The sequence below is a fragment of the Sphingomonas sp. NIBR02145 genome, from assembly GCF_027359115.1.
Lineage (GTDB): Bacteria > Pseudomonadota > Alphaproteobacteria > Sphingomonadales > Sphingomonadaceae > Sphingomonas > Sphingomonas kyeonggiensis_A.
Window position 1 is genome coordinate 680,253 of record NZ_CP114791.1, and the last position, 13,006, is coordinate 693,258.

Here is a 13,006-nt window from a genome sequence, read left to right on the forward strand (position 1 = left end):
CCCTCATCCTTCCCGCTGATTGCATCAGCGGGCCCCTTCCTTCTCCCACAAGGGGAGAATGAGTTTGACCGACAAGCCGACACTCGGCCAATGGTCTGCCGCCGCTTCGAAGGAAGTGAAGGGCCGCGACCTGACCTGGCACACGCCCGAGGGCATCGAGGTCAAGCCGCTCTATACGGCCGAGGACGTGGCCGGGATCGATCCCGGCCTGCCGGGCTTCGCGCCGTTCACGCGCGGCGTGCGCGCGTCGATGTATGCCGGGCGGCCCTGGACGATCCGCCAATACGCCGGCTTCTCGACCGCGGAGGAATCCAACGCCTTTTACCGCCGCAACCTGGCGGCCGGGCAGAAGGGGCTGAGCGTCGCCTTCGATCTCGCCACCCACCGTGGCTATGACAGCGACCATCCGCGCGTCACCGGCGATGTCGGCAAGGCGGGCGTGGCGATCGACAGTGTCGAGGACATGAAGATCCTGTTCGACGGGATCCCGCTCGATCAGATGTCGGTTTCCATGACGATGAACGGCGCGGTGATCCCGATCCTCGCCTTCTTCATCGTCGCGGGCGAGGAGCAGGGCGTCGACCGGAGCCTGCTCGACGGGACCATCCAGAACGACATCCTCAAGGAGTTCATGGTCCGCAATACCTATATCTATCCCCCCGAACCGAGCATGCGGATCATTTCGGACATTTTCGCATATACCAGCGCGAACATGCCGAAATTCAACAGCATTTCGATCTCCGGCTATCATATGCAGGAAGCCGGGGCGACGCAGGTGCAGGAGCTCGCCTTCACCATCGCCGACGGCATGGAATATGTGAAGTATGGTGTCGCCAGCGGGCTGGATATCGACAAGTTTGCAGGGCGTCTGAGCTTCTTCTTCGCAATCGGTATGAACTTCTTCATGGAAGTATCGAAATTGCGGGCAGCTCGTGTGCTCTGGCACCGGGTGATGACGAAGCTGGGGGCGCAGGACGAGCGGAGCAAGATGCTGCGCACGCACTGCCAGACCAGCGGCGTCTCGCTGACCGAGCAGGACCCCTACAACAACGTCATCCGCACCACGATCGAAGCGATGGCGGCGATGCTGGGCGGCACGCAGAGCCTGCACACCAACGCACTCGACGAAGCGATCGCGCTGCCGACCGACTTCTCGGCCCGCATCGCGCGCAACACCCAGCTGGTCATCCAGGAGGAGACCGGCATGTGCAATGTCGTCGATCCGCTGGGTGGCTCCTACTATATCGAGAGCCTGACCCAGGAGCTGGTCGACAAGGCCTGGGAGATCATCGAGCGCGTCGAAGCCGAGGGTGGCATGGCCAAGGCCGTGGCGGCCGGCTGGCCCAAGGCGATGATCGAGGAGGCGGCGGCGGCGACCGCGGCGCGGATCGATCGCGGCGAGCAGGTGATCGTCGGCGTCAACAAGTATCGCAAGGCCGAGGAAGAGCCGATCGACATTCTCGATGTCGACAACCACGCCGTGCGCGAGGCGCAGATCGCCCGGATCAAGCGGGTGAAGGCATCGCGTGACGAAGCCGCCTGCCAGGCGGCGCTGTTCGCGCTGCAGGAGGGCGCGCGGGGCGGCGACAATCTTCTCGCGCTGGCAGTCGAGGCAGCGCGTGCGCGTGCCACGCTCGGCGAGATCAGCGCGGCGATGGAGGCGGGCTTCGGGCGCTATGCCACCAAGCCGACGCCGGTGCAGGGCATCTATGGCGGTGCCTATCAGGACGACGTGACCTGGGAGCGCCTCAAGGACGGCGTGAATGCCACCGAACGCCGCCTCGGCCGCAAGCCGCGCATGCTCGTCGCCAAGATGGGCCAGGATGGGCATGACCGGGGCGCGAACCTCGTCTCCTCGGCGTTCGGCGACCTCGGCTTCGAAGTGGTGCCGGGCCCGTTGTTCCAGACCCCGCAGGAAGCCGCGGCGCTGGCGATCGAGAGCGATGTCGATGTCGTCGGTGCCTCCAGCCTCGCCGCGGGCCACAAGACTTTGATCCCCGAGCTGATCCGCGAATTGCAGGACGCGGGCAGGGCGGACATCAAGGTGATCGCCGGCGGGGTGATCCCGGCGCAGGACTATGAGTTCCTGCGCGAGGCGGGCGTGCAGGCGATCTTCGGGCCGGGTACCAACCTTGTCAAAGCCGCCGAAGAAGTGCTCAGGCTCCTCGGGCACAATATGCCCCCTGTGGAGGAAGCCGCCGAATGAGCGAAATCGAGGAGGAGTTGGTGGAAGGCGGCGACGGCGAGACCCTGCTCTACGACTATTTCAAGCACCTGACCTCGCTGTGCATCGTCTCGCTGGGCGGCGTGCTGGCGCTGGTATCCGGTGGCAAGAACCTGCCGCCCAATGCGGTCATCGCGGTGCTGCTGGTGCTTGCGCTGGCGGGGCTGCTGTCCTTTTCGGGCGCAGGCGAGATCGTCCGCGCGCGCTTCCAGCGCAGGCCTGTGCACAAGAGCCTGAACCTCTGCCGGATCGCCGCACCCGTGCTGCTTTCCGTCGGGGTCGGCATGTTCGTTTATCTTTTTACCCGGACCCTGCAACCATGACCCGTAATGACTGGACCCGCGACGAGATCGCCGCGCTGTTCGACCTGCCGTTCACCGAACTCGTCTTCCGCGCAGCCGAGGTCCACCGCGCCAACCACGCGCCGAACGAGGTGCAGCTCTCGACGCTGCTCTCGATCAAGACCGGCGGCTGCCCGGAGGATTGCGGCTATTGCAGCCAGTCGGTCTCGGCCGAGACGGGCCTGAAGGCAACCAAGCTGATGGACGTGCGCCAGGTGCTGCAGGCTGCGGCCCAGGCCAAGGATCACGGCTCGTCGCGCTTCTGCATGGGCGCCGCCTGGCGCAATCCCAAGGATCGCGACATGCCCGCCATCGTCGAGATGGTGCAGGGCGTCCGCGCGATGGGCATGGAAACCTGCATGACGCTGGGCATGCTCAGCGAGAAGCAGGCGCAGATGCTCGCCGATGCCGGGCTCGATTACTACAACCATAACATCGACACCTCGCCCGAGCGTTATGCCGAAGTGATCACCACCCGGACGTTCGAGGAGCGGCTCGACACGCTCGAGCATGTCCGCGAGGCGGGGATCAACGTCTGCTGCGGCGGCATCGTCGGCATGGGCGAGACCCGGCCGGACCGGGTCGGCTTCATCCATGCGCTGGCGACGCTGCCGGTGCATCCGGGCAGCGTGCCGGTGAACGCGCTGGTGCCGATCAAGGGCACGGTGCTGGGCAACATGCTCGCCGACACGCCGCTGGCGCAGATCGACGATATCGAGTTCGTCCGCACGATCGCGGTGGCGCGGATCACGATGCCGGAGAGCATGGTCCGCCTGTCGGCCGGCCGCGAGAGCATGAGCGACGCGACCCAGGCTTTGTGCTTCCTGGCCGGCGCCAACTCGATTTTCACTGGCGACAAGCTGCTGACCGCAGGCAATGCCGGCGACGACAAGGATTCGGCGCTGTTCGCCCGGCTGGGCGTGGTGCCGATGCAGGCCGAGGTGAAGGTGGAGCTGGAGGCGGCGGAGTGATCCTGGCCGCCCTCTTCCTCGCGCAAGCGGTGGCGTCAGGGCCGGATTGCGGCAAGGCTGTCGGCATCATTGCGCAGGATCAGTGCCGGCTTGCGGAATCGCTAAAGGTGCGGCGGGTCGATTGCGAGACGCAGAGGACCCAGTCCGAAATGAATATCTGTTCCTACCGGGACTTCCTGCGCGCGGATATCGCGATGAACCAGGCCTGGAGCAGGGCAGCGGGGTTTGCGAAGCGCGGAGGAACCGAGGTTCTGGGCGATCCGAAGGAGCATGGCAGGCTCTTGGTCGCGCAGCGTGCCTGGCTCACGTTCCGCGATGCGCATTGTGCGGCGACAACGGGGCCGCGCGAAATCGGCGGATCGATGTGGCCGCTTATGCGCAACGGTTGCCTGACCGAACTTACTCAGGAACGAACCAAGCAGCTGCGTGAATACGTGGAGCCAAATAACTGATGTTCAAGAAGATCCTGGTCGCCAATCGGGGCGAGATCGCATGCCGCGTCATGCGCACCGCCAAGAAGATGGGGATCGCCACCGTGGCGGTCTATTCGGACGCTGATGCCCGTGCCCCGCATGTGCTGATGGCGGATGAAGCGGTGCGGCTCGGGCCGGCGCCGGCGGCGGAGTCCTATCTCAAGGCCGAGCTGATCCTGCTGGCCGCCAAGGAGACCGGGGCCGATTGCATCCATCCCGGCTATGGCTTCCTCTCCGAGCGCGAGAGCTTCGCCAGGGCTTGCGCCGAGGCCGGGATCGCCTTTGTCGGGCCGCCGCCCAAGGCCATCGCGGCGATGGGCGACAAGATCGAGTCCAAGAAGCTCGCCAAGGCGGCGGGCGTCAACGTCGTCCCCGGCTTTGTCGGGGTGATCGAGGATACCGAGCATGCCGTCCGCATCTCGAACGAGATCGGCTATCCGGTGATGATGAAGGCCTCGGCCGGCGGCGGCGGCAAGGGCATGCGGCTTGCCTGGAGCGAAACCGATGTCCGCGAAGGCTTCGAGGCGACCAAGCGTGAGGGCCTGGCGAGCTTCGGCGACGACCGCGTGTTCATCGAAAAGTTCATCGAGAGCCCGCGCCATATCGAGATCCAGGTGCTGGGCGACCAGCATGGCAACGTCGTCTATCTCGGCGAGCGCGAATGCTCGATCCAGCGGCGCCACCAGAAGGTGGTCGAGGAAGCGCCATCGCCGTTCGTGTCGCCCGAAATGCGCAAGGCGATGGGCGAGCAGGCCGTCGCGCTGTCGCGCGCGGTGGGCTATTTCAGCGCCGGCACGGTCGAGCTGATCGTCTCGGGTGCCGACAAGACCGGGCAGGGCTTCTACTTCCTCGAAATGAACACCCGGCTGCAGGTCGAGCATCCGGTGACCGAGGCGGTGACCGGGCTCGATCTGGTCGAGCAGATGATCCGCGTCGCCTATGGCGAGAAGCTGGCCTTCACCCAGGACGACATCAAGCTGACCGGCTGGGCGATCGAGAACCGCGTCTATGCCGAAGATCCCTATCGGGGCTTCCTGCCGAGCACCGGCCGGCTGGTGCGCTATCGCCCGCCCGCGAGCGAGGAGACGCCCTATGGCGTGCCTGGCACGCGCGGCGACCACGGCTATGTCCGCGTTGACGACGGCGTGACCGAGGGCAGCGAGATCTCGATGTTCTACGATCCGATGATCGCCAAACTGGTGACCTGGGGCGAGACGCGCGATGAGGCTGCCGATTTGCAGGTCACGGCGCTCGACCGGTTCCGGATCGATGGCATCGGCCATAATATAGATTTCCTCTCCGCGCTGATGCAGCATCCGCGTTTCCGCTCGGGCGCGATCACTACCGGGTTCATCGCCGAGGAATATCCGGAGGGCTTCCACGGTGCGCCGGCATCGGACGCTCTGAAGCGCAAGCTGGCGGCACTGGCGGCAGTGATCGACCTCGAACGCGCCGAGCGCGCCGCGGCGACCTCGGGGCAGCTCAACGGCCCGGTCGATGTCGGCGAGGAACGCGTGGTACTGATCGGAGGCGAGCGGTTCGCGGTCGTGGTGGACGAGGACGTCACCGTCGATGGCCAGCCGATCGAGATCGACGGCGAATGGCAGGCGGACAATCTGATCCTTTCCGCGACGGTCGACGGGGCGCCGCTCAGCGTCGGGGTGGTGCGCAAGGGGGCCGCCTGGAAGCTTACTGCGCACGGCGCCTCGCACCTGGTCGAAGTCTACCCGCCGCACATCGCGCAGTTTCGGCATCACATGATCGAGAAGGTGCCGCCGGACATGAGCAAGTTCCTGCTCGCGCCGATGCCGGGCCTGCTTACCCAGCTCCATGTGTCGCCCGGCGACAGGGTCGAGGCCGGCCAGCCGCTTGCGGTGGTGGAAGCCATGAAGATGGAGAACATCCTGCGCGCCGAGAAGGCCGCGGTGGTGAAGGCCGCCAATTTCGGGCCCGGCGACAGCCTGGCGGTCGACGCAGCGATTCTCGAGTTCGAATAAGGGAAGGGCGGCGCCGCGGAACCACACGCGGCGCCGCCCTTTGCCGGGCTGGGAACAATGGCTCCTGCGGGCAAGGCGGGGTCATTTGCCCGTCCGCAGGGTTGCAGCAGCCTTTGCTGAAGGCCCGGACGGACAATCGATGCCGTCAGGGCGCCTTACCGGCAATGTGGCTGCGACGAGGATGACGAACAGCGCGACGGGCCCGGTGTCGCGCCGCCGGATCAAACGGCGTTTGGACGGGCCGACAAGACGATTTCGCGCTCGATCCTGCTTTCAATGCCGAGGTTCCATGCTTCGTCCGGAGCATGGTCCACACGGTGTATCGGATCGAATGAACGCGACGAATTCTGCTGCTCACGGCACGGAAGCGTTGCTTCGATGTCGGTGGACCAAGGCTGGCCGGACCCGCTTCGGCAGCAACCAGCCTGCGGTTGCAGCTTCGGGTCAGGGCAGCGGAAGGATGACGTCGATGCCGAAGTCGGGGCCTGTTGCGAGGCTTGCCGTCCCATGATGGGCGGTCGCGATTGCCGCCACAAGCGCGAGGCCCAGCCCGTGCCCGGTCGAGGAACGGCTGGTATCCGCTCGGCTGAACCGTTCGAACAGGCGCGCCTGAGCCTGCGCGGGCACGCCAGGACCGTCGTCGCTGACGGCGAGCCTTATCTCCCGCTCGTTCCTGCTGGCCGAGAGCCGGATCCGGGTGCCGGCCGGAGTGTGCTGCAGCGCGTTGTCGAGCAGGTTCGATATCAGTTGGATCAGCAGGCGCCGGTCTCCTCGCACGGTGATGCCTGGTTGCACGTCGATCTCGAATAGATGGCCGCGCTGCTCGGCATCCGGACGAAAGGTTTCGGCGAAGTCGGTGAGTGTCGCACTCAGGTCGATGCTGCGGAAATGCTTGCGTATGCCGAGCCCCTCGACCTCCGAAATGCGCAGCAGCGCGGAGAAAATGTCGAGCATCTCGTCGGCCTGGAGGATCGCGGATTGGATGGCGGCCGACCGATCGGAATCGCCACCCTCTGCGGCTTCCTCTAGCCGATGGCGCAGCCGGGTAAGGGGCGTTCGCAGGTCATGCGCGATATCGCTCGAGACCTGGCGCAAGTTGAGCATCAGGGCGGCGATACGGTCGAGCATCTGGTTCAGCGTCGTGGCGAGCCGGTCGAACTCGTTACCCGATCCGCTGACCGGCATGCGCTGGCCCAGATCCCCGTCAATGATCGCAAGCGCGGTACGATCCATCCTGCGCAGCCTCGCCCGGGTCAGCGCGCCCAGGGTCCAGGCGCCACCCAGGCCGAGAAGCAGCATCGCACCGATCGACCAGTTGAACAGCTCGCGCAGGCGGCCATCGATCGCGCGCAGGCCTGCCCGGTCTGCCCGGACGATCAGCAGCGTCCCGTCGGGCAGGCGGGTGGTCATTGCCTGACCGACGGTACCGTCGCGCGCGCGGAAGAATTCCTCATAGCCTGGAACGAGCTTCGTCTTCGGATCCAGATTGCCCGCCAGCCGCTTTCCCGCGCGATCGACCAGCAGATAGTCCAGGTCATTGGCGATTGGTGCCGCCAGTCTCCGCGCGATGGCGGCCCCGATCGCCACGCCGCGGTCTGCGCCCGGCTCGACAAGAAGCGCGCGCGTCTCGGTATCGACCCGATGGTCGAGCTCCCGCTCGATCGCCTCATGGGTGATCCAATAGGCAGCGCGGCCGATCGCAAGGGTGCCGAGCGTCAGCACGATGCTGATCAGCGCCGCAAGTCCGAAGGTGGAGCGACCGAAGCGCATCAATCCGCGCGCATCCGATAGCCCGCACCGCGGACGGTCTCGATGGCGTCCTCGTCGAACCCGGCGTTGAGTTTGGTGCGCAGGCGGCTGAGATGGGTCTCGACGATGTTGGTTCGAGGCTCGAAGTCGAGATCCCAGACCCGCTCCAGCAACATGGTGCGAGTCACGATGCGGCCCGGATGGCGCATCAACTCGGCCAGCAGCAGGAATTCGCGCGGCTGCAACGTTACCTTCCGTCCACCGCGGCGCACCTGGCGACGCGCGAAGTCCAGATCGATGTCGCCTACCGTCATCCGCGCCGGATCGGCCTGGAGGACAGGGCGCCGGGCGAGCGCCTGGACCCGCGCCGCCAGTTCGGAAAAGGCGAAAGGCTTGACCAGATAGTCGTCGGCCCCGGCTTCCAGTCCCTCGACACGGTCGTCGATGCTGCCCATCGCAGTCAGCATCAGGACGGGCGTAGCGCAATTGCCGGTGCGCAGCATCCTGACCAGCGAAAGCCCATCGAGTGCCGGTACCATACGATCGATGATCAGCACATCGAAGCTGCCGTCGGTGGCATGGAAAAGCCCGTCACGGCCGTCGTTCGCCGCCACGACGACATGGCCGCTCTCGGTGAGTCCACGCGCAATGAAGGCGCGGGTCTCGGGATCATCCTCCACGATCAGAATACGCATTTCCGAACTCTATCGCCGGACCGGCACCCGATGCCAACCGCCGGTGTTGCGTTCGACCGAATACTCCCCGGCTGGATGTGCCGCTTCAGCCTCGATGCCGGGCGGGTTGCCGGCCTCACCAGGAAGGGCGTCGAGCCACAACATTGGGATAACATTGGCATTCCCATACAATATCCCAATGTTGCGCTTTGCCGATTGGCAGGCTGGCCGCGAAGCGTAAAGGCGACACTTAGTTGCGATCAAGTCGCATTAGCTGTCGCAGGAAACCCAGATGCCGCAAGCCATAGTGCTCACCGAAATTGCCATGCGCGGCGCTGCCGCCCGGCGAATTCGGGCCGCTGTGGGCGTGCCGGCAGCCTCTTCGCGCGAAGCGCTATGCGCTGGCGAGGTGATCAAGCGCCTTCGTGGGCGCGGTACGGTTTCCGCCGCCGAGTTGCGGGAGGCCGGCATCTCGGCGGCCTATGCGAGCCAGCTGCGGCAGCGCGGCATCCTGGAGCGTGTCGCGCATGGCCGGTCGCGGCTGGCACCGCGCTTCGATCACGTTCTTTCCTAGAAGCCATTGGAATATCGGCGAAATCTTCGCCTCTATCGCTAATGCGACTTAGAATCATGAGTGACAGCCAGATCATAAGGCCGCTGTCGAGATATTGAGCAAAGGGGTTTCTTCTATGACCGTTTCCGCCACGCGCTCCGGCGTGTCCTTCCTCGCGCTTGCCTGTGTGGGGTTCATCGCCACCTCGGCGACTGCCTATGCAGCCGAGAACGATCCGGCGCCCGCGAAAGACAGCAAGGATGGCCAGGACCGCAGCGCGCAGGATCGCGAGCAGATCATCGTCACCGGCGCCCGCACCGAGCTGCAGGGCCCCAAGGCGACTGCGACACTGGAGAATACCCCGCGCTCGGTGATCGTCCTGCCCAAGGACGTGATCGACCAGACCGGCTCGACCACGCTCGCGGACGCGCTGCGCACGGTGCCGGGCATCACTTTCGGTGCTGCCGAGGGCGGCAACCCGGTCGGCGACCGCCCCTTCATCCGTGGCTTCGACAGCCAAGGCTCGACCTTTGTCGACGGTGTCCGCGATACTGCCGCGCAGGCGCGCGACACCTTCGCGATCGAGCAGGTCCAGGTCGTGCGCGGCTCGGATTCGACGCTGGGCGGCCGCGGCAGCGCCGGCGGCTCGATCAACATCATCACCAAGACCCCGCAGGCGACCAACTTCGTCCGCGCCAGCGCAAGTGTCGGCACGGCCGACTACAAGCACGCCTCGCTCGACGTGAACCAGTATCTGGGCGGCACCGTCGGCGTGCGCGTCGCGGCGATGTGGCATGATCAGGATTTCGCCGGTCGCGATGCGATCTGGCAGCGTCGCTGGGGCGTGGCGCCTTCGGTGACGATCGGACTTGGCACCGACACCCGACTGACCGCGTCCTATTACTATCTCGAGACGCATGAGCTGCCGGACAGCGGCATCCCCTATCTCTACACGATCGGCAACGCGCCAGGCACGGGCGAGATCTACTCCGAGCCGGCAATGGGCGATGTGAAGACGATCGCGGGTGTGACCGGCCATGTCGACCGCAGCAGCTTCTACGGCCTGAAGAGCCGCGACTTCCGCGACGCCTATACCCATCAGGCGACCCTGCGCGTCGAGCATGACTTTGGCGGCGTCACGCTGCGCAACAGCAGCCGCTACAGCTATAACGAGCAGAACTATATCTACACCCAGCCCGACGACCAGCAGGGCAATGTCTATGGCACCAACGCCGCAGCCACGGCCACGGCGGGCGGCCTGGTCTGGCGCCGCAACAATACGCGCTACGGCTATGCCGAGGCGTTGACCAACCAGACCGATCTGTTCGGCAGCTTTGAGACTGGTTCGATCAAGCACAGCTTCGCGACCGGCTTCGAGATCAGCTGGGAGAAGGCGCGGCGCGGCACCTATGTAACCGCCAGTGGGTCGGGCATCAGCCCGCGTTGCACGCCGGCGGCGCTCGCACGCTTCTACTGCACCAGCCTGTTCAACCCGAACCCGAACGATCCGTGGGTCAACTATAACAGCGACACCGGGACGACGGTGGTGCCGGTGGTAAAGGGTGGCCAGACCACCGAGATCCAGAACGACGCGCACACGCTCTCGGCCTATGCCTTCGACTCGATCACGCTGGCGCCGTCGCTGATCCTGAACCTGGGCGGACGCTTCGATCGCTTCACCTCGAAGCTGACTCCGGCCATCCCGGCGGGCAGCCAGGGCTTCAGCCTTGAGCGCACCGACAATATCTTCAACTGGCAGGCTGGCCTGGTGTTCAAGCCGACCCGCAACACCAGCCTCTATGCGAGCTACGCGACGGCAGCCACGCCGCCGAATAGCCTGCTCGGCGAAGGCCAGGAAGCGAATGCGCTGCCGACGACGAACACGACGGCGAACCTCGCGCTGCTCGACAGCCTCAAGGTCGAGAAGACCAAGAGCTATGAGATTGGTGCCAAGGCCGGGCTATTCGACAATCAGCTCTCGCTGACGCTCGCCGCGTTCCAGACCGACACCGACAACGCCCGCGCCACCGGCGAGGACAATACGGTGCAGTTCATCGGCAAGCGCCGCATCCGCGGCATCGAGTTCAGCTTCAACGGCAACGTCACCAAATGGCTGAACGTGTTCGGCGGCTACACCCATCTCGATCCGAAGATCGTCGATGGCGGCTTCACCGCACTGACGGCAGCAGCGGTCGGCGCACAGGCGGCCAAGGTCGTGCTGGTCCCGTCGGTGAACAATGGCCGCCAGGCGACCCAGACCGCCAAGGACAGCTTCACCCTCTGGGCGAACGTCACGCCCACCAAAGGCCTGAGCATCGGCGGCGGTGCCTTCTACATGAGCCGCGTGTTCGGCGGCTATGCGGACAATCGCACCGCGACCCAGAACGCGGCTGGCGTCGTTACCGTGAACCCCGCCACCAAGGTGCTGATCCGTACCGTGCCCGAATATTGGCGCTTCGACGCCCGTATCGGCTACACGATCAACGAGCATTTCGATGTGAGCGTCAACGTGCAGAACCTGACCGACAAGGTCTATTTCCCGCAGGCCTATACGGCGCATTATGCCTCGATCGCGCCGGGTCGCTCGGCTTTCGCCACGCTCGGGGTGAAGTTCTGAGCGAGGACGTCAACAGCCTTACCTCCCACGAGGTCGCTGCCCGCCTCTCTGGTTCGCCGGAGGAGCGGGCAGCGCTCATTCGGGCGGGTGCCGAGCAGGGCGTTGCCGAGGCGCAGGCGGTCTTGGGGCAGATGCTGCTCGATACCGGGGAGGCACGCGAGGGCTTTGCCTGGTTCAACAAGGCGGCGGCGCAGGGCCATCTGATGGCGCTCAACATGGTCGGGCGCTGCTACGATCTGGGCTGGGGTACTCCCGTCGACAAAACACGCGCCGCCGAATGCTTCCGTGTCGCAGCCGAACGGGGCCTCGACTGGGGTATGTACAACTATGCGACCGCGCTGACGCTCGGTGAAGGTTTGGCCGAGGATCGGCCTGCCGCGCTCGCCTGGTTCGAGAAGGCGGCGGGGCAGGGCAATGCCAAGGCGATCAACTATGTCGGCAGCTTCCATGAAGATGGCTGGGTAGTCGAACGCGACATGGCCAAGGCCGCCGGCTTCTATGCGCAGGCAGCCGCAGGCGGCGATTTCCGGGGCATGTTCAACCATGCCCGGATGCTGCTCGGCCAGGGGCAGCCTGCCGAAGCGCGGCGTTGGATCGTCGAAGCCCGGACGACGGCGACCCCCGCCTTCACCGCAAAGATGCGGGGATGGCTCCTTGGTTCGGCCTGGCCCGAGCTTGCGGAGGCGCTCCGATGCTGATCGCCATTCACGAGCTGTTCCCGCCCGCGCAGGTGGCCAAGCTGCGTGCAATCATCGACGCTGCGGAATGGGTGGACGGCAACGCCACTTCGGGCGCGCAGTCTGCACTTGCGAAGGACAATGAACAGCTTCCCGAGGGCAGCGACGCGCATCGCCGCGCCGGCGCGATGGTTCTCGACGCTTTGGGTAGCTCGCCGCTGTTCATCGCGGCGGCGCTGCCCCTCAAGGTCTTCCCGCCCTTGTTCAACCGCTATGGTGGCGGGCAGCAGTTCGGCACGCATGTCGACAATGCGGTGCGCATCCAGCGCGGCACCGACTTCCGCATCCGCAGCGACCTGTCGATGACCGTGTTCCTCGAGGACCCCGCTGCCTATGACGGCGGCGAGCTGCTGATCGAGGGGCAGTTCGGCGCGCAATCGGTCAAGCTGCCTGCGGGGCATGCGATCCTCTATCCCTCATCGAGCCTCCACCGGGTGGAACCGGTCACGCGCGGGCGGCGGGTGGCGAGCTTCTTCTGGATCCAGTCGATGGTGCGTGACGATGGCGCGCGGCGCATCCTGTTCGAGATGGACCAGGCGGTGCAGCGGCTGGTGGCGACGCTGGGCAATGACGATCGCTCGGTGATCGAGCTCACCGGCGTCTACCACAATCTCCTACGCCGCTGGGCCGACGCCTGAAGGGCGTTGCGGCCGACTTTGCCATACCGCGC

Annotated in this window: 11 protein-coding genes; 9 read left to right on the top strand and 2 right to left on the bottom strand. The window is 65.5% G+C overall.

Annotation, left to right across the window (positions count from 1 at the left end):
• Positions 1-58 precede the first annotated feature (58 nt).
• From scpA to O3305_RS03205, 5 genes are read left to right on the top strand one after another with little or no spacing between them, the layout of a single operon-like run.
• Positions 59-2,206 (top strand): methylmalonyl-CoA mutase, encoded by a 2,148-nt coding sequence (scpA, locus tag O3305_RS03185; protein ID WP_269575109.1) that lies wholly within the window; start codon positions 59-61, stop codon positions 2,204-2,206.
• Entirely contained in the window at positions 2,203-2,547 is a 345-nt protein-coding gene (locus O3305_RS03190) for a hypothetical protein (protein ID WP_269575110.1), read from the top strand. The genes scpA and O3305_RS03190 overlap by 4 nt, the downstream gene beginning before the upstream one ends.
• Positions 2,544-3,536 (top strand): biotin synthase BioB, encoded by a 993-nt coding sequence (gene bioB, locus O3305_RS03195; protein WP_269575111.1) that lies wholly within the window; start codon positions 2,544-2,546, stop codon positions 3,534-3,536. Before O3305_RS03190 ends, bioB begins: the two co-directional genes overlap by 4 nt.
• Positions 3,533-3,988 carry a lysozyme inhibitor LprI family protein gene (locus tag O3305_RS03200; RefSeq protein WP_269575112.1) on the top strand — a complete coding sequence of 152 codons (456 nt, stop codon included), beginning with the start codon at positions 3,533-3,535 and terminating at the stop codon, positions 3,986-3,988. Before bioB ends, O3305_RS03200 begins: the two co-directional genes overlap by 4 nt.
• Positions 3,988-6,006 carry an acetyl-CoA carboxylase biotin carboxylase subunit gene (locus O3305_RS03205; protein ID WP_269575113.1) on the top strand — a complete coding sequence of 673 codons (2,019 nt, stop codon included), beginning with the start codon at positions 3,988-3,990 and terminating at the stop codon, positions 6,004-6,006. The genes O3305_RS03200 and O3305_RS03205 overlap by 1 nt, the downstream gene beginning before the upstream one ends.
• Before the next feature lie 444 nt (positions 6,007-6,450).
• Here O3305_RS03205 and O3305_RS03210 read toward each other — a convergent pair whose 3' ends face one another.
• Both O3305_RS03210 and O3305_RS03215 read right to left on the bottom strand, forming a co-directional pair.
• Positions 6,451-7,776 (bottom strand): sensor histidine kinase, encoded by a 1,326-nt coding sequence (locus tag O3305_RS03210; RefSeq protein ID WP_269576440.1) that lies wholly within the window; start codon positions 7,774-7,776, stop codon positions 6,451-6,453.
• Positions 7,776-8,450 carry a response regulator transcription factor gene (locus O3305_RS03215; RefSeq protein WP_269575114.1) on the bottom strand — a complete coding sequence of 225 codons (675 nt, stop codon included), beginning with the start codon at positions 8,448-8,450 and terminating at the stop codon, positions 7,776-7,778. The genes O3305_RS03210 and O3305_RS03215 overlap by 1 nt, the downstream gene beginning before the upstream one ends.
• Before the next feature lie 271 nt (positions 8,451-8,721).
• Here O3305_RS03215 and O3305_RS03220 point away from each other — a divergent pair, with 271 nt between their 5' ends.
• From O3305_RS03220 to O3305_RS03235, 4 genes are all read left to right on the top strand, one after another.
• The gene (locus O3305_RS03220) at positions 8,722-9,003 is read left to right on the top strand and encodes a type IV toxin-antitoxin system AbiEi family antitoxin domain-containing protein (protein WP_269575115.1); all 282 of its coding nucleotides are present in this window, start codon (positions 8,722-8,724) and stop codon (positions 9,001-9,003) included.
• Between the two features lie 115 nt (positions 9,004-9,118).
• Positions 9,119-11,599: a TonB-dependent receptor gene (locus tag O3305_RS03225; RefSeq protein WP_269575116.1), complete on the top strand. Its 2,481-nt coding sequence runs from the start codon at positions 9,119-9,121 to the stop codon at positions 11,597-11,599.
• A gap of 122 nt (positions 11,600-11,721) precedes the next feature.
• On the top strand, positions 11,722-12,297 hold the full coding sequence (locus tag O3305_RS03230; protein WP_269575117.1) for a tetratricopeptide repeat protein: 576 nt from the start codon (positions 11,722-11,724) through the stop codon (positions 12,295-12,297).
• Complete coding sequence (locus O3305_RS03235; RefSeq protein ID WP_269575118.1) at positions 12,291-12,974, top strand: Fe2+-dependent dioxygenase; 684 nt, start codon at positions 12,291-12,293, stop codon at positions 12,972-12,974. The genes O3305_RS03230 and O3305_RS03235 overlap by 7 nt, the downstream gene beginning before the upstream one ends.
• Positions 12,975-13,006 lie beyond the last annotated feature (32 nt).

Coding starts and splice junctions, on each gene's coding strand:
- scpA (WP_269575109.1), top strand. CDS start 59: ATGAGTTTGACCGACAAGCCGACACTCGGCCAATGGTCTGCCGCCGCT.
- O3305_RS03190 (WP_269575110.1), top strand. CDS start 2,203: ATGAGCGAAATCGAGGAGGAGTTGGTGGAAGGCGGCGACGGCGAGACC.
- bioB (WP_269575111.1), top strand. CDS start 2,544: ATGACCCGTAATGACTGGACCCGCGACGAGATCGCCGCGCTGTTCGAC.
- O3305_RS03205 (WP_269575113.1), top strand. CDS start 3,988: ATGTTCAAGAAGATCCTGGTCGCCAATCGGGGCGAGATCGCATGCCGC.
- O3305_RS03210 (WP_269576440.1), bottom strand. CDS start 7,776: ATGCGCTTCGGTCGCTCCACCTTCGGACTTGCGGCGCTGATCAGCATC.
- O3305_RS03215 (WP_269575114.1), bottom strand. CDS start 8,450: ATGCGTATTCTGATCGTGGAGGATGATCCCGAGACCCGCGCCTTCATT.
- O3305_RS03220 (WP_269575115.1), top strand. CDS start 8,722: ATGCCGCAAGCCATAGTGCTCACCGAAATTGCCATGCGCGGCGCTGCC.
- O3305_RS03225 (WP_269575116.1), top strand. CDS start 9,119: ATGACCGTTTCCGCCACGCGCTCCGGCGTGTCCTTCCTCGCGCTTGCC.
- O3305_RS03235 (WP_269575118.1), top strand. CDS start 12,291: ATGCTGATCGCCATTCACGAGCTGTTCCCGCCCGCGCAGGTGGCCAAG.